General features: G+C 58.9%; 18 protein-coding genes. 7 read left to right on the top strand and 11 right to left on the bottom strand.

All coding sequences use genetic code 11. The features are described from left to right. Nucleotides 1-141: 141 nt before the first annotated feature. The 4 genes from rho to QF043_RS30085 form a co-directional block, all read right to left on the bottom strand. A complete protein-coding gene (gene rho, locus QF043_RS30100; RefSeq protein WP_003176825.1) occupies nt 142-1,401 on the bottom strand; it encodes a transcription termination factor Rho in 1,260 nt (419 codons plus the stop codon). 549 nt (nt 1,402-1,950) lie between these two features. Then, nucleotides 1,951-2,334 carry a hypothetical protein gene (locus QF043_RS30095; RefSeq protein WP_307421223.1) on the bottom strand — a complete coding sequence of 128 codons (384 nt, stop codon included), beginning with the start codon at nt 2,332-2,334 and terminating at the stop codon, nt 1,951-1,953. A gap of 422 nt (nt 2,335-2,756) precedes the next feature. After that, nucleotides 2,757-3,086, bottom strand: coding sequence for a thioredoxin TrxA (trxA, locus tag QF043_RS30090; RefSeq protein WP_003213989.1), 330 nt, complete (start codon nt 3,084-3,086; stop codon nt 2,757-2,759). A gap of 120 nt (nt 3,087-3,206) precedes the next feature. Then, nucleotides 3,207-3,902: a FadR/GntR family transcriptional regulator gene (locus QF043_RS30085; protein WP_307421222.1), complete on the bottom strand. Its 696-nt coding sequence runs from the start codon at nt 3,900-3,902 to the stop codon at nt 3,207-3,209. Nucleotides 3,903-4,158: 256 nt separating this feature from the next. Here QF043_RS30085 and QF043_RS30080 point away from each other — a divergent pair, with 256 nt between their 5' ends. Genes QF043_RS30080 through QF043_RS30065 form a run of 4 tightly spaced genes read left to right on the top strand, consistent with a single transcriptional unit; the run spans nt 4,159 to nt 6,998 of the window. Further along, nucleotides 4,159-4,944, top strand: coding sequence for a transporter substrate-binding domain-containing protein (locus QF043_RS30080; protein ID WP_056860769.1), 786 nt, complete (start codon nt 4,159-4,161; stop codon nt 4,942-4,944). 14 nt (nt 4,945-4,958) lie between these two features. Then, the gene (locus QF043_RS30075; RefSeq protein WP_056860770.1) at nt 4,959-5,627 is read left to right on the top strand and encodes an amino acid ABC transporter permease; all 669 of its coding nucleotides are present in this window, start codon (nt 4,959-4,961) and stop codon (nt 5,625-5,627) included. Further along, entirely contained in the window at nt 5,624-6,274 is a 651-nt protein-coding gene (locus tag QF043_RS30070) for an amino acid ABC transporter permease (protein ID WP_307421221.1), read from the top strand. Before QF043_RS30075 ends, QF043_RS30070 begins: the two co-directional genes overlap by 4 nt. Continuing rightward, nucleotides 6,261-6,998: an amino acid ABC transporter ATP-binding protein gene (locus tag QF043_RS30065; RefSeq protein ID WP_307421220.1), complete on the top strand. Its 738-nt coding sequence runs from the start codon at nt 6,261-6,263 to the stop codon at nt 6,996-6,998. Before QF043_RS30070 ends, QF043_RS30065 begins: the two co-directional genes overlap by 14 nt. 4 nt (nt 6,999-7,002) lie before the next feature. Here the strand turns inward: QF043_RS30065 and QF043_RS30060 are convergent, their stop codons facing one another. The 4 genes from QF043_RS30060 to QF043_RS30045 form a co-directional block, all read right to left on the bottom strand. Continuing rightward, nucleotides 7,003-7,599, bottom strand: coding sequence for a hypothetical protein (locus QF043_RS30060; RefSeq protein WP_373460772.1), 597 nt, complete (start codon nt 7,597-7,599; stop codon nt 7,003-7,005). Beyond that, the gene (locus QF043_RS30055; protein ID WP_307421219.1) at nt 7,565-10,057 is read right to left on the bottom strand and encodes a fimbria/pilus outer membrane usher protein; all 2,493 of its coding nucleotides are present in this window, start codon (nt 10,055-10,057) and stop codon (nt 7,565-7,567) included. Before QF043_RS30055 ends, QF043_RS30060 begins: the two co-directional genes overlap by 35 nt. Then, nucleotides 10,047-10,739, bottom strand: a complete 693-nt coding sequence (locus QF043_RS30050; protein ID WP_307421554.1) for a fimbria/pilus chaperone family protein — start codon at nt 10,737-10,739, stop codon at nt 10,047-10,049. Before QF043_RS30050 ends, QF043_RS30055 begins: the two co-directional genes overlap by 11 nt. Nucleotides 10,740-10,884: 145 nt before the next feature. Next, nucleotides 10,885-11,538, bottom strand: a complete 654-nt coding sequence (locus QF043_RS30045) for a DUF1120 domain-containing protein (protein ID WP_307421218.1) — start codon at nt 11,536-11,538, stop codon at nt 10,885-10,887. A gap of 478 nt (nt 11,539-12,016) precedes the next feature. On the opposite strand from QF043_RS30045, the gene ppx reads away from it, so the two are divergent. Next, nucleotides 12,017-13,519 (top strand): exopolyphosphatase, encoded by a 1,503-nt coding sequence (gene ppx / locus QF043_RS30040; protein WP_307421217.1) that lies wholly within the window; start codon nt 12,017-12,019, stop codon nt 13,517-13,519. 150 nt (nt 13,520-13,669) lie between these two features. Here the strand turns inward: ppx and ppk1 are convergent, their stop codons facing one another. Both ppk1 and hemB read right to left on the bottom strand, forming a co-directional pair. Further along, nucleotides 13,670-15,892, bottom strand: coding sequence for a polyphosphate kinase 1 (gene ppk1, locus QF043_RS30035; protein ID WP_307421216.1), 2,223 nt, complete (start codon nt 15,890-15,892; stop codon nt 13,670-13,672). Nucleotides 15,893-15,910: 18 nt separating this feature from the next. Next, nucleotides 15,911-16,924, bottom strand: coding sequence for a porphobilinogen synthase (hemB, locus tag QF043_RS30030; RefSeq protein WP_061434559.1), 1,014 nt, complete (start codon nt 16,922-16,924; stop codon nt 15,911-15,913). 208 nt (nt 16,925-17,132) lie between these two features. On the opposite strand from hemB, the gene QF043_RS30025 reads away from it, so the two are divergent. Beyond that, nucleotides 17,133-17,768: a DedA family protein gene (locus QF043_RS30025; protein WP_056861046.1), complete on the top strand. Its 636-nt coding sequence runs from the start codon at nt 17,133-17,135 to the stop codon at nt 17,766-17,768. Here the strand turns inward: QF043_RS30025 and QF043_RS30020 are convergent. Next, nucleotides 17,749-18,984 (bottom strand): sterol desaturase family protein, encoded by a 1,236-nt coding sequence (locus QF043_RS30020; RefSeq protein ID WP_307421215.1) that lies wholly within the window; start codon nt 18,982-18,984, stop codon nt 17,749-17,751. The genes QF043_RS30025 and QF043_RS30020 overlap by 20 nt on opposite strands. 115 nt (nt 18,985-19,099) lie before the next feature. On the opposite strand from QF043_RS30020, the gene elbB reads away from it, so the two are divergent. Further along, a complete protein-coding gene (gene elbB / locus QF043_RS30015; RefSeq protein WP_307421214.1) occupies nt 19,100-19,765 on the top strand; it encodes an isoprenoid biosynthesis glyoxalase ElbB in 666 nt (221 codons plus the stop codon). Nucleotides 19,766-19,934: the final 169 nt, after the last annotated feature.

Genomic DNA, 19,934 nt, shown 5'->3' with positions numbered 1-19,934 from the left:
CCTGATTCGAATGGAGATGAGCGTAGCCACGCTCAGCCTTTTTGTTTCTTAACTGACACTATTACCGCACAAATCTCACTTTTCCGATGCAAAAAAAATGACGCCCCGAAGGACGCCATTTTTTGGACCTGAAGCGTCGTATTACTTACGCTTCATCGACAGGAAGAACTCGTCGTTGGTCTTGGTGGTTTTCAACTTGTCGATCAGGAACTCGATGGCGGCGACTTCGTCCATCGGGTGCAGCAGCTTGCGCAGGATCCACATGCGCTGCAGTTCGTCGTCGGCGGTCAGCAACTCTTCACGGCGGGTGCCGGAACGGTTGATGTTGATCGCAGGGAACACCCGCTTTTCAGCGATACGACGGTCCAAAGGCAGTTCCATGTTACCGGTACCTTTAAACTCTTCGTAGATCACTTCATCCATCTTCGAGCCGGTTTCAACCAGCGCGGTGGCGATAATGGTCAGCGAGCCGCCTTCTTCGATGTTGCGCGCAGCACCGAAGAAACGCTTCGGTTTCTCCAGGGCGTGGGCATCGACACCACCGGTGAGGACCTTGCCGGAGCTTGGGATCACGGTGTTATAGGCACGCGCCAGACGGGTGATGGAGTCGAGCAGGATGACCACGTCTTTCTTGTGTTCAACCAGGCGCTTGGCCTTCTCGATCACCATTTCGGCAACCTGCACGTGGCGGGTTGGCGGCTCATCGAACGTCGAGGCAACCACTTCGCCGCGCACGGTGCGCTGCATTTCGGTCACTTCTTCCGGGCGCTCATCGATCAGCAATACGATCAGGTGAACTTCCGGGTTGTTACGTGCGATGTTCGCTGCGATGTTCTGCAGCATGATGGTCTTACCGGCTTTCGGCGGTGCAACGATCAGGCCGCGCTGGCCTTTGCCGATCGGGGCGCACAGGTCGATGACACGACCGGTCAAGTCTTCGGTGGAACCGTTACCGGCTTCCATCTTCATGCGTACGGTCGGGAACAGCGGCGTCAAGTTCTCGAAGAGAATCTTGTTCTTCGCGTTCTCAGGACGATCGAAGTTGATCGTGTCGACCTTGAGCAGGGCGAAATAACGCTCGCCTTCCTTCGGAGGACGGATCTTGCCGACGATGGTGTCACCGGTGCGCAAGTTGAAGCGACGGATCTGGCTCGGCGAGACGTAGATATCGTCTGGGCCGGCAAGATAGGAAGCGTCTGCAGAGCGGAGGAAGCCGAAGCCGTCCTGGAGAATCTCCAGCACGCCATCACCGGAGATTTCCTCGCCGCTTTTCGCGTGCTTTTTGAGCAGGGAGAAAATCACGTCCTGCTTGCGCGAACGGGCCATATTTTCTATGCCCATTTCTTCGGCCAATTGGAGCAGGTCGGTAATCGGCTTTTGCTTGAGTTCAGTCAGATTCATATAGGAATGACGTAATCATTTATGGAGGGGGGAAATTAAGCTTTTGGCTTAATGAGGCCGCGCCGCAGAGAAGGCGACAGGATCGCGTACTAATCGAAAAGGAATGCGTCGGCGACGGCTTGCAGGGGGCAGTGGAGAAACCAGTGCGGGGCCGAATGTACCACCTGAATTTCGGAGCGTCTAGCCCTGTTTCACGAAAAAGCCCTACGATTTGCAGCTGTGCGAAACCATAGTCGGCACCGGCAGAAAAGCAAATCCCCACTTTATTTTTGTGGAGATTTGCCTCTGGAAAAATGCGAACCTTATCGGACCAGCCCGAGTTTCCAGCTGTTGTGCTCTCGGAGAGAGTCCCTTCTGTAGTCGGACAGAACCACGACAGCCATTTGCACATGACTGCACGAATCGCCTCGCCTTTCCAAAGTTTCCTACTTCAAATTTCTTGTGGGCTCACGCAGGTGCATCAGTTGTTTTGACCCGTTAAATAAAATCAACTTACGCGACAAGCGGACTGTCATTATTGGACCCGAAAAGCTTATCGACAACAGCAACTCAATAAAGATGAAGGTCCTGTAGCTTATGGCCAGTTTCTACGGTGTATTTCATTTCATCCTTCGCTTCAAATCTAACCGTTAAAACAGCACCAGAGCCATCTAACACAAATTGTTGCCCATTCCAAACTCCATAGTACGGCACATCGTCTCTATACGGCGCTTCTATTACGAACTTCATACCACCCGCCGTGAAGGTTAATGAGGTCACTTTTCTATCGTTGAAAAAGTGGAAACCGCCAGTTATATCCACAGGCGGTGTTCCCCGGCTTTGATATTTCCCTTGGAACTGCCCCTTGGCCTCATCAGCACGGGTGATTTGAAAGGCATGAGCGCGCGAGGTCGAATAGTAGTTAAATAAAAACATTTTAGTAGACCACATCATTTTGAAATACTCCCTGCACAAACGATGAAGTGAATTCCAAAGCTTCTCATACGGCAAAGTCCACCCTGAAATTTACGATGATTGCTACAGTTTCAAAATAGTGGAAAAGACAAAGAAAACACCTGTAAGAACTGACAGTGCCTTATACGCTTTCGAAATAAACAACAGCTACTTACCCAATGCTTCAGTCTAAATCTTTGCGACCTGTAAAAAAGTCTAAATAATGGCTCTATTGCATATTACAAGACGACCTCGATACCACGTTGAAAGCTCGCCAGGCACATTACAAGGGGCTGAGCTGAAAACTTTTTACTTTCACTGATCCGAAAAAGCCAATGCCCCAACAAGTCGGGGCATTGGCTTTCAACCGATTAAGGCTGTGTTTTGACTTAGCCTGGATGCGTGGGCTTTTTTGACGACGCTTAGATGTTCGCGTCGAGGAAAGCTTGCAGCTGGGACTTCGACAGCGCGCCCACTTTAGTGGCTTCGACGTTGCCGTTCTTGAACAGCATCAGGGTCGGGATACCACGCACGCCGTGCTTGGCCGGGGTTTCCTGGTTGTCGTCGATGTTCAGCTTGGCAATGGTCAGCTTGCCTTCGTAAGTGGTTGCAATGTCGTCCAGAACAGGGGCGATCATTTTGCAAGGGCCACACCATTCAGCCCAGTAGTCAACCAGTACCGGGCCTTGAGCCTTGAGTACTTCGGCCTCAAAGGTCGCGTCGGTGACGTGCTTGATAAGATCGTTGCTCATGGATGTCTCCGGATTGTAAGCAAAAAAAACGTGGCCCATCATAGCCGCCCTTCCCCCGTTCAGGAAGCCGCCTCTGATTGAGTCTTGCTATGGCGCTGCATGAGTTTGGGTATAGCTGACTCACGGCGTCACGGGCGTCACGAAGGCAATGCCGGTGCGCAACGCCGCATTGCGCACGTGTTCCTGCATGGTTTTCTGCGCCGCCGCACTGGCGCGTCGGGCCAGGGCACGCAAGATCCTGCGATGCTCTTGCCAGGTCTCCATGGCCCGTTCCGGCCGGATGAACGGTAGCTTCTGGCTCTCCAGGAACACCTCGGCACTGGCACTCAGGATGCTCACCATCGCCTGGTTACCGCTGGCCAGCAGGATCCGTTGATGGAACTCGAAGTCCAGCCGGGCAGCGGCTTCGAAGTCGCCGGCCTTGAGTACTTTGCGCATGGCCTCGACATTGTCTTGCAGGCTGTCCAGCTCATCGAGGCTCAATGTTACCGCCGCCAACCCTGCGGCAAACCCTTCCAGGGCGTAGCGCAACTGGAAGATATCCAGCGGCGTGGCCTGGGCGGCGAAGGGCCAGGCAAACCCCGGCGCTTCTTGCACCTCTTGCACAAACACGCCTTTACCCGGCTGCACACTCACTACGCCCAGAGCACTTAAAGACGACAGCGCCTCGCGCAACGACGCCCGACTCACGCCCAACTGTACCGCCAGGTCGCGCTGGGACGGCAACGCGTCACCCGCTGCAAAGCCCTGTTCCTTGATCAGTTTGCGGATGGCCTGCAGGGCCGCTTCCGGTACGGCTTGGGCGATGGAATTCATAAAAAACTCAAGGTTGCAGTCAACGGAGCGGCTAGTTGTAAAGCTATTCGCAGCCGGCGGCAAGCCACGCCCCAAAGGGGCTCGCGGGGTTTTATCGGCGCTCGAAAAAGGTGCGAAAACCCTGCGCACTGTTCAGACCAGTAAGACCACCAGAACTCAACAAATCCCAGCGTTCCAGGCCATTGGTGCGGTGATGGCATGGGCCGTGCAATGGCTCGAAACAGAATATTCCCGCGCCCTTCCCCGGAGAGTTGCCATGACCAAGCGCTACAGCGCCCTGCTCACTGCCCTGTTTGCCAGCCTGATGCTGAGCCAGGCGCCCGCCCATGCCAACGGTCTGGACGATATCGTCGCCCGTGGCACCCTCAAGGTGGCCGTGCCCCAGGACTTCCCGCCGTTCGGCTCGGTTGGCCCGGACATGAAACCCCGTGGCCTGGACATCGACACCGCCAAGCTGCTGGCCGACCGGCTCAAGGTCAAGCTGGAACTGACCCCGGTCAACAGCACCAACCGTATCCCGTTCCTCACTACCGGCAAGGTCGACCTGGTGATTTCCAGCCTGGGCAAGAATGCCGAGCGCGAAAAGGTCATCGACTTCTCCAAGGCCTACGCGCCGTTCTACCTGGCCGTGTTCGGCCCGCCTGATGCGGCCATCCACACCACCGATGACCTCAAGGGCAAGACCATCAGCGTGACGCGCGGCGCCATCGAAGACATCGAGCTGACCGCCGTGGCGCCCAAGGAAGCCACGATCAAGCGCTTCGAAGACAACAATTCCACCATCGCCGCCTACCTGGCCGGCCAGGTCGACCTGATCGCCAGCGGCAACGTGGTGATGGTCGCGATCAGCGAGCGCAGCAACAAACGCGGGCTGGCACTGAAAGTGAAGCTCAAGGATTCGCCGGTGTACGTGGGCGTGAACAAAAACGAGCCGGCGTTGCTGGAGAAGGTCAACCAGATCCTGGTCGCGGCCAAGGCCGATGGCAGCCTGGAAAAGAACGCGATGCAGTGGCTTAAAGAGCCGCTGCCTGCCGATCTGTGATGCGGAGCTGATTCATGGCGTATCAATTTGACTTTGTGCCGGTGCTGGCCAATACCGACCTGCTGCTACGCGGCGCGCTGTTCACCCTTGAGCTGACGGCTATCGGCACGATCCTCGGGGTGGCCCTGGGCACCGTCGGCGCCGTGGTGCGGGCATGGAAGATCCAGCCGTTTTCCTGGATCTTCGGGGTGTATGTCGAGTTGATCCGCAACACGCCGTTTCTAGTGCAGTTGTTTTTCATCTTCTTCGGCCTGCCGTCCCTGGGGCTGAAGATCACCGAGTGGCAAGCCGCCGTACTGGCAATGGTGATCAACCTGGGGGCGTACTCCACCGAGATCATTCGCGCCGGCATCCAGGCGGTCCCCAGCGGCCAGTTGGAAGCCGCAGCGGCATTGGCGATGACGCGTTTCGAGGCGTTCCGCCATGTGGTGCTGCTGCCGGCACTGGGCAAGGTGTGGCCGGCCTTGAGCAGCCAGATCATCATCGTGATGCTCGGCTCGGCGGTGTGTTCGCAGATCGCCACCGAAGAGCTGAGCTTTGCCGCCAACTTTATCCAGTCGCGCAACTTCCGTGCCTTCGAAACCTATGCACTGACCACCCTGGTGTACCTGTGCATGGCGCTGATGATTCGCCAGTTACTCAACTGGATCGGCCGTCGCTACGTAATGAGGAACAGCCGATGAGTGATTTCTCCTTCTGGGACATCGTGCGCAACCTCGCCACTGGCCTGCAATGGACCTTGCTGCTGTCGCTGGTGGCGTTTGTCGGCGGCGGCGTTATCGGGTTGTTGGTGATGACCCTGCGCATCAGCCGTAAAGCCTTCGCGCGCAATGTCGCGCGCACCTATATCGAGCTGTTCCAGGGCACGCCGCTGCTGATGCAGCTGTTCCTGGTGTTTTTCGGCATTGCGCTGCTGGGTGTGGATATCTCGCCCTGGCTGGCGGCGGCGATTGCCTTGACCCTGTTCACCAGCGCTTACCTGGCCGAGATCTGGCGCGGCTGCGTCGAGTCGATTGCCCACGGGCAATGGGAAGCCTCGGCCAGCCTGGCGCTTAACCCGTTTGAACAACTGCGCTACGTGATCCTGCCCCAAGCCCTGCGCATTGCCGTGGCGCCCACCGTGGGCTTCTCGGTGCAGGTGGTCAAAGGCACCGCCGTGACCTCGATCATCGGCTTTACCGAACTGACCAAAACCGGCGGCATGCTCGCCAACGCCACCTTCGAGCCCTTTATGGTCTACGGCCTGGTGGCCCTCGGTTACTTCCTGCTCTGCTACCCCTTGTCCCTCAGTGCGCGCTACCTGGAAAGGAGACTGCATGCCTCTGCTTAGAATTTCCGCCCTGCATAAGTATTACGGCGATCACCACGTCCTCAAAGGCATCGACCTGACCGTTGAAGAAGGCCAGGTGGTGGCGATCATCGGCCGCAGCGGCTCGGGTAAGTCGACCTTGCTGCGAACCCTCAATGGTCTGGAATCGATCAACGACGGCGTGATTGAGGTCGACGGCGAATACCTCGACGCCGCCCGCGCCGACCTGCGCAGCCTGCGGCAGAAAGTCGGGATGGTGTTCCAGCAGTTCAACCTGTTCCCACACCTGACCGTGGGCGAGAACGTCATGCTCGCGCCACAAGTGGTGCAGAAAGTGCCCAAGTCCAAGGCCGCCCAGCTTGCCCGGCAGATGCTGGAGCGGGTCGGGCTGGGGGAAAAGTTTGACGCCTTCCCTGATCGCCTGTCCGGCGGCCAGCAGCAACGGGTGGCCATAGCCCGTGCGCTGGCCATGTCGCCCAAGGTGCTGCTGTGCGATGAAATCACCTCGGCACTGGACCCGGAGCTGGTCAATGAAGTGCTCAGTGTGGTGCGCCAATTGGCCAAGGACGGCATGACCCTGATCATGGTGACCCACGAAATGCGCTTTGCCCGGGAAGTCGGGGACAAGCTGGTGTTCATGCACCAGGGCAAGGTGCATGAAGTGGGCGACCCCAAGACCTTGTTCGCCAACCCAAAGACGCCGGAGTTCGCCAATTTCATCGGCTCGGTGGAGCAACCGGGCTGATCGATTAACCGCCGGGCAACCATTCAAAGTGCCCCTGCCCCTCAAAGACGGTCTCGCGTCGCACTGAAAAGGCATCGGGCGGTAAATACGTGTCGACCTGCACTTGTGCTGAAAAGCGTGTGCCGGTCAGCGGCAAACCACCGGCTTTGGCGATCAGCACGTGACCGGGCAGCAAGTGCCCGCTGGTAGCCGTTTCTGTGAGCTGTGACGTACTCAGTTCAACGGCGCGACCATCGACCTGGGCATGCTTGAGGGCCAGGGTGAAGCTGCCCTGTCGGCCGAATCGATAGCCTTGCGTCCCCGCCGGAACACCCGTAAAGCGCAAGGCGACAGCCCCTGGCTCGGCACATACGACACTCAGCTGCAGCGTTCGCCTGCCCAGGATGATGGGCTGGCTTGCGAGCGGCTCGCCCAACAACTCCGCGCGCCTGAGCACGCCGTAGTCGACCCTTGGCTGGCTGAGGGAAAGGCGGCAGTCATTCGCCGAAACCTTCGGAGCCGCTATCGCGAGCATGAACAACAAGCTAACGCCCAGGCAAAGTCGACGGAGGGTGTGTTGCACTGATTCATTGGGCACGACAGACCGCCGAAGCCGTTTCATAGAGCTTGTCCTCTGTGGATTGCGACTCAAGGTTCAGATGCAGCACGCACGCGCGGGTAGAGCCCGGCGGCGAAACGCTGAGGATTTGCCCGTCATCCATGTTGTTCAAAAAGATCAGGCCCTCACCCACCACATTGGTCAGGTAGGTGTTGTCCGGGCCAAACACCGCAGAGCCCTGGGGCAGAGGTGCACCTTGCTCATCGCGCACCTCAAGCAATACCCGACGCACATTCACCACCTGGAAATCCACGGTATTGAATGATCCGCGCCCGACGGCGAGAATTTTGGTGCCATTCTTGAGATCGACCCGCTTGGGCAAGGACTGGGTCTGCACCTCCAGGTGGCTGGTGGTATAGGCCGGCAAGCCGGGAATCACTGCATGCCCACGGTAATCGGTCCATACCGGACCTTGTGGGGTCGACACCTTGGCCGCTGACACTTCGCCCACCGAAAGCACACCAAAGGTGTCCTGCACTGCGTAGGGGGAAAAGGTCAGGCCGCGCTCGTGAGCCACCACGGCACCCTGCAGTTGCCCGCTATAGCTGGTGCTCGTGGGCGTGCGGTTCACGCCCAGGCCCACACGGGTGTAGCGCGGCATCACGTCCACATTCGCGCGAACCGCTTGCTGGCGCTCCTGCAGATCCCGCTCAACCCCCACTTCGTAGTTCACATATTCATTGACCCGCTCGGACAACGCCGTGCCCATATCGGCGCGGCCATTGCGGCGACTGGCATAGGACGTCAGGCGGCGATCTTCTCCAAAGGGCACCGTGACCTGCAGCCGCAAGGACAACCCCTCTGGCGTGACCTCATCACGTGTATCTCGCTCACGGCTTGCGGTCTTGCGCCGCCGCGAAGCGCCCACCTGCGAGTCGGCGATCAACGCTACATCCACCTGCCTGAACCCCTTGTTCCACGAGGCAAATACATGTTCGGCAAGCTGCCCATCAAACTGCGTACTGCGGGTGTAGCTGACTGAAAAAGCCCCCAAGGTCGGTTCTGCCCAGTTGAGCCCCACCGTGTACTGATTCTGGAAGCGGGTCTGCAGATCAATTCTTTTCAAACCCGGGCCTGCCTCGAGGACATCGCGATAACCGGGGCTTTGGGTCGTCGCGCTCAGGCTCATCTCAACACCCGCCACCAACGGGCTGCTCAGGGATACGGCACTGCGGCTGCCGTTCACACCCGCCTCACCATCGCGCGAGATGTTTTGCCGAGCACTGACGGTAACCCGCTGGAAAAACACACTGCTCATAGTGCCGCCGGCCGACTGGTACTCATCTGTACTCAATAAACCGAACCCCAGCGATGACTGCCGGCCAAGCCCCCAGGTGCCGCTGCCCATGACGACAGTCGGCGCCTCGCGGCCCGCGCTCAGTTGTTCACGTACCTTGCCAAGGGCGAAGTCAAAGCCTGGGGTTACGGCAATAGCCGCACCAAAGGAAGCCGCCGGCACCACGAAACTGCGTGTGCCGCCCCGCGTGCCGATAACGCTGACCTCCAGGTCACTGGTGCCATTGAGCAAAGGCAAGCCTGTCAGGCTGAACGGCCCCTCGGGCACTAACGTGGTATGGATCAGCGCACCGGACTGGCGCACCTCGACACGGGCCTGGCTGTGGGCCAAACCTTCCACCACCACACCATGATTGGCGCCAGCGCGGGAGACACCATCAGGAAACAGCTGTAACCCCGATAGCTGAATCCCACCGAACACCGGGCTTCGGGTAGAGATCTGGCCCACCTGGAACGTTGACTGCAACGCCGCGATATCACGCTGGGCGTAGGCCTGCACGTGCTCGCTGCTGCTTTTGCCGTTATCAGAAATAAAGAACTGCCGGCTGCGGACCACCCAATTACCCAGGTTGAATCCCGCCTCGGTATAAGCCGAAACGAAACGACTGGGGCCACTGCGCGACTGGGTCTGAAACCCGAGCACATCGTAGTTGAACAACGCCGCCGCACCGCCCTCGGAAAAACCTCCCACTTCCCATTCAGGCTCACGCAAGGACTGGGTAGGCACAACCAGCACCACTTCTTCGCTGCCCGGCTGCAGCCTGACGATGGTCGCGGGGAACTCACCGATGAAATCGTGACAGGCCTGATCCGCCGAAATACCCGATTGCACGATCGCCGAGGGCACTTTTAGGCCAGCTTTCTCCAGCAAACCCTGGGTAAAACACAGCTGCCCCTGATAATCGAAACGAGCCTCGACCAACCCCAGGGAATTCCCGTTGACCCGCAGCCCCACGACTTGCCTGCCCTCTCGAAACCGCGCCGCACTGCGAAAGTAGTCGGAGACCTTCGGGTCGATGCCATAGCTGGCCAAGACAGCCAGGTCAAAGCCCTCTCCCAACTCGACCGCCAAAGCAAAACCGGGGGCACCCCACAAGGCTGCCAGCCCCATGAAACCCCCTGGGCGACGGACCGTCAGGCCAGCCATCGAACGCTTAACTCTCATGAACCAGAACATCTGCCTGGTAGTTATCGACAGCAAACCCAAAGATCGTGGCCGGCTGCAGCACCACCGAGGACACCTCGGCCACAGGCCCTTGGGTATTGAGCGTCAACACCTCACCCGGCAGGATATAAGTGCGTGGCAGCAAGCCGGTTTGTTTCAGCGGATTAAGTTGCACCTCCAATCCCATGCGCACCACATAAGCACTGTCGTTATGCACACTCAAGCGATCACCCTGGCGCTTCCACTTGAGCAGTTCCCAAGGCGCGTCGTGCCGAGGCAAACCTGCCGGGTGCAGGATCAGCGGCAAGTTTTGACGCAGGGTGATACCAATGGTCGCACCACCAGGCTCACGCGCCTGGGGAATCCCCTCGAAGGACACGCGCTTGAGGCGTTGAGTCTTGAGCGGCGCCTTCAGGGTGCTGATAAACCGGACCAGTTGCGTCTCCCCTGGCTCCACGCGAGCAATGGGCGGGGTGACGATCAACAGGGTTTCAAGATCCTCGGGCACGTTTTCAATGACGGAATGCAGTAATGCGGGGGTCGGGTCGGTATTCTTGATGTTAATCGTGGCTTCGCCATTTTCTTCATAAAGAATGACAACCGTTGTTTCAGGCAACATACCGTCGGCACGGGCTACGCCACTCAGCAGCAACGCCATACAACACGATATGAAAAAAATCATTCTTGAAAGACCGTTCAACGAGTTCTCCTTGGGACACTTTCAAACAAATAATCACTTGTAATGACACAGCCACGTGAAAACAGCCGATAACAAATAAGAGGCCCCCTGACTGCCTCTGCCTTGCTATCGACCGTTGTTCAAACGTTTAGATGTAATCCAGAACCAGCGTCGCGTGACCATCCAACGCTACATTGCCGGAAAGGTTCAGATCACTTGCGCGATTGATCACCGCTTTAACGGCAATAACACCAGTGAGCTGAGAGATCGAAGCTGGCGCATTGATATTGCCGCTACGCCAGGAGTGATCGCTGGCCTGTGTCACCTTGCCGTCGCTGGCTTGCCAAGCGGCCGAGCTGCTCGAGCGTACGATCGGCGAAAGCGCGACACCGCTGGACGTCAGGTTTCTGAGGGTGACCGAATAGCCGCCGATGCGCCTGCCACCCGACGTACCGAGACCAAAGTTCTGGGCCTCGGTGTAGCCAGCGCCCAATATGCCGGCAACTTTGCTGGAGGACCGCAAGTCAGTAACAGACAAGAAAAACCTGGAAGGTGTAGTACCGCAGTTGACGACCAGGGAAGTGGAACGCTCCTCGCGTGGGTTGAAATTCGTATGGGACAATTCAGTAGCGCGGATCGTGCCATAGTCAATAACCCCGCCGGCGCTCACGCTCATACTGCAAGCCGCCGGAATGATGGTGCCCCTGACGATCAGGTTACCGGTCGGCTTAGGTGTGGCATAGGCACCCACACTGGCAACCAGGCACGCAATACCCACTGCCAAACCAAATACTTTTTTCATATTTTACCCGCCATTAGAAGTTAACAGGCGTTACTTATTCAAGGCTGAAAAGCTCCGCTTCTAAAATACGACATTCCCTGACATGAAGGACCATAAACAAATAACGCCACGGCATCATTGCCGGCGGGCAGTCTCGCTTGTTAGTGACCTGAAAAAGAATAGGAGAGCACGCCAAGTGTTGTCAGACCGTAATAAAAACGTTGCCACCATTTACTACTTCATCAGTAGTCATAACTAAGAAATCGAACAGAACAAATACGACCCCCTGTAAGAAAAGTCCCGAGAGAATTTCTATAGGCAAAAATCTAATATCTCTTACTTAGCCTAAAGTTTATTCGTCAGGGCAACGGAGAATCGCCCTACATCTCCAACAGGCATTGCCTCCCACACCGACAGGAAGATTCCCGAAGCACAACGCGTTGGCGGCAGCGGTCGATCGTGGCACGATGGTCGGGTTATCGACCGAGACCCCCAAACCATGCCGCAATCCCAAGCCAAGAATCTGTCCCTGATCGCCGCCATCGACCTGGGCTCCAACAGCTTTCACATGGTCGTGGCCAAGGCCCAGAACGGCGAAATCCGCATCCTTGAGCGGCTCGGCGAGAAAGTTCAACTGGCTGCCGGCATCGACGACCAGCGCCAGCTCAACGAAGAATCCATGCAGCGTGGCCTCGACTGCCTCAAGCGTTTTGCCCAACTGATCAACGGCATGCCATTGGGCGCCGTGCGAATTGTCGGCACCAACGCCTTGCGTGAGGCGCGTAACCGTGTCGAATTCATCCGCCGCGCCGAAGAAATCCTCGGGCACCCGGTTGAAGTGATCTCCGGCCGCGAAGAAGCGCGCCTGATCTACCTCGGCGTGTCGCACACCCTGGCCGACACCCCCGGCAAGCGCCTGGTGGCGGATATCGGCGGCGGCAGTACCGAGTTCATCATCGGGCAACGATTTGAGCCCTTGCTGCGTGAGAGCCTGCAAATGGGCTGCGTGAGCTTTACCCAGCGCTATTTCAAGGACGGCAAGATCACCCCGGCCCGCTATGCCCAGGCCTACACGGCGGCGCGGCTGGAGATCATGAGCATTGAGCACGCCCTGCACCGCCTGACCTGGGATGAAGCCATCGGCTCCTCCGGCACCATTCGCGCCATCGGCCTGGCCCTCAAAGCCGGCGGCCATGGCACCGGCGAGGTCAACGCCGAAGGTCTGGCGTGGCTCAAGCGCAAACTGTTCAAGCTGGGCGATGCCGAGAAAATCGACTTCGACGGCATCAAGCCCGACCGTCGCACCATCTTCCCGGCTGGCCTTGCGATTCTCGAAGCGATCTTCGACGCCCTTGAACTGCAACGCATGGACCACTGCGACGGCGCCCTGCGCGAAGGCGTGCTGTATGACCTGCTGGGCCGCCATCACCACGAAGACGTGCGTGAGCGCACCCTCACCTCCCTGATGGAGCGTTATCACGTCGACCTGCAACAAGCGGCTCGCGTGGAGCGCAAAGCCCTGCATGCCTTTGACCAGGTGGCCGAAGACTGGGACCTGGAAGACGGCGTCTGGCGTGAGCTGCTGGGCTGGGCGGCCAAGGTGCATGAGGTGGGCCTGGACATCGCCCACTATCATTACCACAAGCACGGCGCCTACCTGATCGAGCACTCGGACCTCGCCGGTTTCTCCCGCGAAGACCAACAGATGCTCGCCCTGCTGGTGCGCGGCCATCGCCGCAACATTCCCAAGGACAAGTTTGCCGAATTCGGCGACGAAGGCATCAAGCTGATCCGCCTGTGCGTGTTGCTGCGCTTTGCGATCCTGTTCCACCACATCCGTGGCACCCAGGAAATGCCTCAGGTGACCTTGCGCGCCCATGGCGACAGCCTGGACGTGGTATTCCCCAAAGGCTGGCTGGATGAAAACCAGCTGACCCAGGCAGACTTTGCCCAGGAAGCGGAGTGGCTGACGCGAGTTGGGTTCAGCCTGAACTTGCGTTAAAGAACACCGCAAAAAAATGTGGGAGCGGCTTTCTGTGGCGAGGGAGCTTGCTCCCGCAGGGCTGCGTAGCGGCCCCAAAGATCTTGGGAGTGCTGCGCACTCCAGCGGGAGCAAGCTCCCTCGCCACAAGAGCCCGCTCCCACACCAGTTTCAGTTCACCGTCAGAATCGGGCTACCCAGCTTCTCCAGCAACGTCGCCTGCGCACTGCGCGGGTTCTGGTTGCCGGTCGGCGTGTTACGCACGTAGCGCCCGTCCGATTGCAGGCTCCAGCTGTGGGTGTTGTCGGTGAGGTAGCTTTCCAGCTCCTTCTTGACCCGCATGATCAGCTTCTTGCCTTCCACCGGGAAGCAGGTCTCCACACGCTTGTCGAGGTTGCGCTCCATCCAGTCGGCACTGGAGAGGAACATCTGCTCTTCGCCGCCGTTGAGGAAGTAGAACACCCGCGTGTGCTCCAGGAAGCGGCCGATGATCGAGCGCACATGGATGTTATGCGACACACCCACAATGCCCGGACGCAGGCAGCACATGCCACGCACCACCAGGTCGATACGCACACCGGACTGGCTGGCCTTGTACAGCGCGCGGATGATCTTCGGATCGGTCAGCGAGTTGAACTTGGCGATGATGTGCGCCGGCTTGCCGTCGAGGGCGAACTGGGTTTCGCGGGCAATCATGTCGAGCATGCCCTTCTTGAGCGTGAATGGCGCGTGCAGCAGCTTCTTCATGCGCAAGGTCTTGCCCATGCCGATCAACTGGCTGAACAACTTGCCGACGTCCTCACACAAGGCGTCGTCAGAGGTGAGCAAGCTGTAGTCAGTGTAGAGCTTGGCGTTGCCGGCGTGGTAGTTGCCGGTGCCCAAGTGGGCGTAACGCACAATCTCGCCGGCCTCGCGGCGCAGAATCAACATCATCTTGGCGTGGGTCTTGAAGCCCACCACGCCGTAGATCACCACCGCACCGGCCGCTTGCAGGCGGCTGGCTAGTTGCAGGTTGGACTCTTCGTCAAACCGCGCACGCAGCTCGATTACCGCTGTGACTTCCTTGCCGTTTCGTGCGGCGTCGACCAGTGCATCGACGATTTCCGAGTTGGCGCCGGAGCGGTACAGGGTCTGGCGCACCGCCAGAACATGCGGGTCTTTGGCGGCCTGGCGCAGCAGGTCGACCACTGGCGTGAAGGACTCGAACGGGTGCAACAGCAGGATGTCCTGCTTGCTCACCACGCTGAAAATGTTCTCGCTGTTTTGCAGCAGTTTCGGTATCTGTGGCGTGAACGGCGTGTATTGCAGCTCCGGGTGGCTGTCCAGGCCGGTGATGCTGAACAGACGTGTCAGGTTCACCGGGCCATTGACCTGGTACAACTCGGACTCGGCCAGGTTGAACTGCTTGAGCAGGTAGTCCGACAGATGTTTGGGGCAGGTATCCGCCACTTCCAGACGTACCGCATCGCCGTAGCGCCGCGAGAACAGCTCGCCGCGCAGGGCGCGGGCCAAGTCTTCGACGTCTTCGGAGTCCAGCGCCAGGTCGGCGTTACGGGTCAGGCGGAACTGGTAGCAGCCCTTGACCTTCATGCCCTGGAACAGGTCATCGGCGTGCGCGTGGATCATCGAAGACAGGAATACATAGTTATCGCCAGCGCCCCCGACTTCTTCCGGTACCTTGATGATCCGTGGCAACAGACGCGGCGCCGGGATGATCGCCAGGCCCGAATCGCGCCCGAACGCATCGATGCCTTCCAGCTCGACGATAAAGTTGAGGCTCTTGTTCACCAGCAACGGGAACGGGTGCGTCGGGTCGAGGCCGATCGGGGTGATGATCGGTGAAATTTCGTCACGGAAGTAGCGACGCACCCAGGTCTTGATCTTGGTGGTCCAGTGACGACGACGGATGAAGCGGACCTGATGTTTTTCCAGTTCCGGCAGCAGGATGTCGTTGAGGATCGCGTATTGGCGGTCCACATGGCCATGCACCAGCTCGCTGATGCGCGCCAGGGCCTGATGCGGCTGCAGGCCGTCGGCACCGGCTTGTTCGCGGGCAAAGGTGATTTGCTTTTTGAGGCCGGCAACGCGGATCTCGAAGAACTCGTCCAGGTTGCTGGAGAAGATCAGCAGGAATTTAAGCCGCTCCAGCAGTGGGTAGGACTCATCCAGCGCCTGCTCCAGCACGCGGATGTTGAATTGCAGTTGTGACAACTCACGATGGATGTACAGGCTGCTGTCATCCAGGTTGGTCACCGCCGCCACTGGGGCCGGCGCGGGGGCCTCAGCCACCACGACAGGCGCAGCCGGTTCCAGCTCCGGTGGGGTTTCGGCGATTTGTTCAACCACCGGGTGAGCGTCTTTTACAGCAACTTCGGAGAGTCCTTCGGTATTCATCGAGTGTTCCTGTGAGGGCTATTGTTGCTCTCTAAGCAATTGGGCGGCGCGGGCGGCGAAGTAGGTCAGAATGCCATCAGCACCCGCACGTTTAAAGGCAGTCAGGGATTCGAGGATCACCCCTTCACTCAACCAACCATTCTGGATCGCGGCCATGTGCATGGCGTATTCACCGCTGACCTGATAGACAAAGGTCGGCACCTTGAATTCCTCTTTGACCCGATAAAGGATGTCCAGGTATGGCATCCCGGGCTTGACCATCACCATGTCGGCGCCTTCGGCCAGGTCGGCCGCCACTTCGTGCAGGGCTTCATGGCTGTTGGCCGGGTCCATCTGGTACGAAGCCTTGTTGGCCTTGCCCAGGTTCAACGCCGAACCCACCGCATCGCGGAACGGGCCGTAATAGGCGCTGGCGTACTTGGCCGAGTAGGCCATGATGCGCACATTGACGTGGCCGGCCAGTTCCAGGGCTTCGCGAATCGCCTGGATACGGCCATCCATCATGTCCGACGGCGCCACCACCTGGGCGCCTGCCGCCGCATGGGACAAGGCCTGCTTGACCAGCGCATCGACAGTGATGTCGTTCTGAACATAACCGTCTTCGTCGAGAATGCCATCCTGGCCGTGGGTGGTGAACGGGTCCAGCGCCACGTCGGTGATCACACCCAGTTCCGGGAACCGCTCACGCAAGGCACGGGTGGCGCGCTGGGCGATGCCATCCGGGTTCCAGGCTTCGGCGGCGTCGAGGGACTTGAGTTCAGACGGTGTCACCGGGAACAGTGCCAGCGCCGGAATCCCCAGTTCAACCCAACCAGCCGCCTCTTCAAGCAGCAAATCAATGGTCAAGCGCTCCACACCCGGCATCGACGCCACGGCTTCCCGACGATTTTCGCCGTCCAGCACAAACACCGGCAGGATCAGATCATTCGTCGTCAGTACGTTTTCACGTACAAGGCGGCGCGAAAAATCATCACGGCGATTGCGTCGCAGACGGGTGGCGGGGAACAGGCGATTGGCAGGGGTAAAGCTCACGACAGACTCCTGAGCCCGCGTTTACGGGCGAGCGTTGCAGTTATAAGCGGCCATTATGACGAAGGAATGACAGTTGTGCTTATCGATGCGACCTGTAGTCGCATTCGTCGTTTATGTAGGAATTGTTCACTTCGTGACACATCTCGATACTTTCATGAATGTTCACGAAGGCGTAGGCTGCGCGTTCATTTCGCCAGCACCCCAGACCATGCTTCAACAATTTCTGCATGACTTCGGCTACTTTGCGCTCTTCCTGGGCACCTTCTTTGAAGGCGAAACCATTTTGGTTCTCGCAGGCTTCCTGGCGTTCCGTGGCTATATGGATATCAACCTGGTGGTGGTCGTTGCTTTTTTTGGCAGCTACGCCGGCGACCAGCTGTGGTATTTCCTGGGGCGCAAACACGGGCGCAAGCTGCTGGCGCGCAAGCCGCGCTGGCAATTGATGGGCGACAAGGCCCTGGAGCACATCCGCAAGCACCCGGATATCTGGGTGCTGAGCTTTCGCTTCGTTTATGGATTGCGCACCGTGATGCCGGTGGCGATTGGCCTGTCGGGCTACCCGCCGGCTCGCTACTTGATCCTCAACGGCATCGGCGCCGCCATCTGGGCCGCGGCCTTGGGCGCTGCGGCCTACCACTTCGGCGCAGTGCTGGAAGGCATGCTCGGCAGCGTCAAGAAATACGAGCTGTGGGTGCTGGGGGCATTGCTGCTGTTGGGCCTTGGCCTGTGGCTGCGCCGGCGCTTCAAGAACGCGCGTATCGCCCGCGAAGCCTGTGCCGAGGCCAAGGCCCGGCTGGCTGCCGAGCAGGCCACGGAGCAACCGCCTAAGACGCCAGTCGAGTAAGCCGGCTTCTGCAACAGTAGAGGCCGATCGCACTGAGCAAGCTGTAACTCAGCAGGCCCAACCAGCCCAGGCTGCTGGCCGGCCACAAGCCGACCAGCGGCGCCAGCCACACCAGCGGCACATTCAGCCCCAGGCGCACCAGCTCGGCTTTCAGCGCCCACGGGCGGTTCTCCAGGGCCACGCCCAAGGTGAACAGCCCCAACGCCATCGCACTCCAGCCCAGCACCAGCGCTGCCGTGGGCAGCCCTTCGCCGAAATTCATCAAATAACTGCCGAACCCTACATACGCCGCAAATTGCAGCGCAATGTAGACCTGCTGGCGCGCATCCAGTGGCACCTCGAATTTACGGAACTGGCTCAAGTCGGATTTGGCCATCGGGTACTTGGCTTTCACGTCCGCCGGGCGCCAGCCAGTGCGCATGAACCAGATGCGCAGCTTGTCCCACCCGCTCTCAGTGCGCCGCGCATCACTCCACAACTGTGCATAAAACTGCAGGTTGGCCCATAGCGGGTTCCAACTGGCCAGCGGCGTGGTCACGCCAAAGACCACCGGTTCATTTTCGTCTTCTTCCTGGAAGCTGCCGAACAGGCGGTCCCAAATAATGAACACCCCGCCATAGTTGCGATCCATGTAGAGAGCGTTCTGCGCATGGTGGGCCCGATGGTTGGACGGCGTGACAAAGAACCACTCGAACCAGCCAAGCTTGGGCACATGGCGGGTATGCACCCAGAATTGATACAGAAGATTAAGCGAGGCCACGCTGATAAACACCACCAGCGGCACACCCAGCACGGCCAGGGGCAGGTAGAAGATCCAGCTCAGCAGAAAGCCAGTGCTGGTCTGGCGCAGGGCGGTGGTGAGGTTGTAGTCCTCGCTCTGGTGATGCACCGAGTGCGCGGCCCACAGGATGTTGCGCTCATGGCCGCAGCGGTGCAGCCAGTAGTAGCAGAAGTCGTAGAACACAAAGGCGAACACCCAGGTCCACACGCTTTGGGCAGGCAGCTCGATCAGCGCCAGGTGCTTGAGGGCAAACGCATAGGTCAGCAGGCCCACGCCTTTGGTCAACAACCCGGTGGTGGTGGACAGCACACCGGTGCTGAGGCTGTTGATGGCGTCCGCCACCCGATAATTGCGTTCGCCGCGCCAACGATCGGCCAGCAGCTCGACCACAATCAGGGCAATGAAAAACGGTACCGCGTAAGGCACGAAGTCCATGGGCTAGTCCGATGTTTTTTTGTTACATCAAGATTAGGTGTAGCGGCAGGAGATCCCATTGGCAACAGGTGACAAATTAGTAGACATTTAACGCCACAAAATAGGAGAGATGCCCATGAGCAAAAAGATTGCAGTGATCCTTTCCGGCTGCGGCGTGTACGACGGCGCAGAGATCCACGAAAGCGTGATCACGCTGCTGCGCCTGGATCAGCGCGGCGCTCAGGTTCAATGTTTTGCGCCAGATATTGCGCAGTTGCACGTGATCAACCATCTCACCGGTGAAGCGATGCCCGAGTCGCGCAATGTGCTGGTGGAGTCGGCGCGCATCGCTCGAGGTGAGGTGAAGGACATTCGTGAAGCCAACGCCGACGAGTTCGACGCACTGATCGTACCCGGCGGGTTTGGCGCAGCGAAGAATCTCTCGAACTTTGCCGTGGAGGGCGCCGGTTGCAGCGTCAACCCGCACGTGCTGGAGCTGGCCGAAGCCTTTGCCGAAGCCGGCAAGCCTGTTGGGTTGATCTGCATCTCGCCGGCCCTGGCCGCAAAGATCTACGGCCCCGGCGTGACCTGCACCATCGGCAACTGCCCCGACACGGCGGCCGCCCTGGACAAGATGGGTGCCACTCATCAGGAGTGCGCTGTCGAGGACATCGTCGAAGACAAGGCCCGCAGGCTGGTGAGTACACCGGCCTACATGCTCGGCAAGCGCATCAGCGAAGTCGCGTCAGGCATCAACAAGTTGGTGGATCGAGTGCTGGAACTGACCCACGAGAATGATTAACCCGCGCTGAGTGGGGGTGACTAGCAGGCTTGTTGTTAGGGGCAAGCTTGTTGTGGCGAGCAGGCTTGCCCTGCGCTGGGTGGCGAAGCCGCCCCAATTCAGGCAGCGCGGTGTGTCAGGCTGTGCGAGGTCGTGACGTTTAGGGCTGCTGCGCAGCCCAACGCAGGGC

It is taken from the genome of Pseudomonas sp. W3I7 (assembly GCF_030816095.1).
In the GTDB taxonomy this organism is placed as follows: Bacteria; Pseudomonadota; Gammaproteobacteria; order Pseudomonadales; family Pseudomonadaceae; genus Aquipseudomonas; species Aquipseudomonas salomonii.
The sequence above is the reverse complement of the archived record's forward strand: the minus strand, read 5'-3'. Positions and strand labels throughout refer to the sequence as shown.

Bases quoted from the DNA above. Each gene is read 5' to 3' on its own strand.
- ppx (WP_307421217.1), top strand. From the start codon at position 12,017: ATGCCGCAATCCCAAGCCAAGAATCTGTCCCTGATCGCCGCCATCGAC.
- QF043_RS30055 (WP_307421219.1), bottom strand. From the start codon at position 10,057: ATGAGAGTTAAGCGTTCGATGGCTGGCCTGACGGTCCGTCGCCCAGGG.
- QF043_RS30060 (WP_373460772.1), bottom strand. From the start codon at position 7,599: ATGAAACGGCTTCGGCGGTCTGTCGTGCCCAATGAATCAGTGCAACAC.
- QF043_RS30080 (WP_056860769.1), top strand. From the start codon at position 4,159: ATGACCAAGCGCTACAGCGCCCTGCTCACTGCCCTGTTTGCCAGCCTG.
- QF043_RS30050 (WP_307421554.1), bottom strand. From the start codon at position 10,739: ATGATTTTTTTCATATCGTGTTGTATGGCGTTGCTGCTGAGTGGCGTA.
- QF043_RS30020 (WP_307421215.1), bottom strand. From the start codon at position 18,984: ATGGACTTCGTGCCTTACGCGGTACCGTTTTTCATTGCCCTGATTGTG.
- QF043_RS30095 (WP_307421223.1), bottom strand. From the start codon at position 2,334: ATGATGTGGTCTACTAAAATGTTTTTATTTAACTACTATTCGACCTCG.
- QF043_RS30065 (WP_307421220.1), top strand. From the start codon at position 6,261: ATGCCTCTGCTTAGAATTTCCGCCCTGCATAAGTATTACGGCGATCAC.
- rho (WP_003176825.1), bottom strand. From the start codon at position 1,401: ATGAATCTGACTGAACTCAAGCAAAAGCCGATTACCGACCTGCTCCAA.
- QF043_RS30025 (WP_056861046.1), top strand. From the start codon at position 17,133: ATGCTTCAACAATTTCTGCATGACTTCGGCTACTTTGCGCTCTTCCTG.
- QF043_RS30070 (WP_307421221.1), top strand. From the start codon at position 5,624: ATGAGTGATTTCTCCTTCTGGGACATCGTGCGCAACCTCGCCACTGGC.
- QF043_RS30075 (WP_056860770.1), top strand. From the start codon at position 4,959: ATGGCGTATCAATTTGACTTTGTGCCGGTGCTGGCCAATACCGACCTG.
- QF043_RS30045 (WP_307421218.1), bottom strand. From the start codon at position 11,538: ATGAAAAAAGTATTTGGTTTGGCAGTGGGTATTGCGTGCCTGGTTGCC.
- elbB (WP_307421214.1), top strand. From the start codon at position 19,100: ATGAGCAAAAAGATTGCAGTGATCCTTTCCGGCTGCGGCGTGTACGAC.
- ppk1 (WP_307421216.1), bottom strand. From the start codon at position 15,892: ATGAATACCGAAGGACTCTCCGAAGTTGCTGTAAAAGACGCTCACCCG.
- QF043_RS30085 (WP_307421222.1), bottom strand. From the start codon at position 3,902: ATGAATTCCATCGCCCAAGCCGTACCGGAAGCGGCCCTGCAGGCCATC.
- trxA (WP_003213989.1), bottom strand. From the start codon at position 3,086: ATGAGCAACGATCTTATCAAGCACGTCACCGACGCGACCTTTGAGGCC.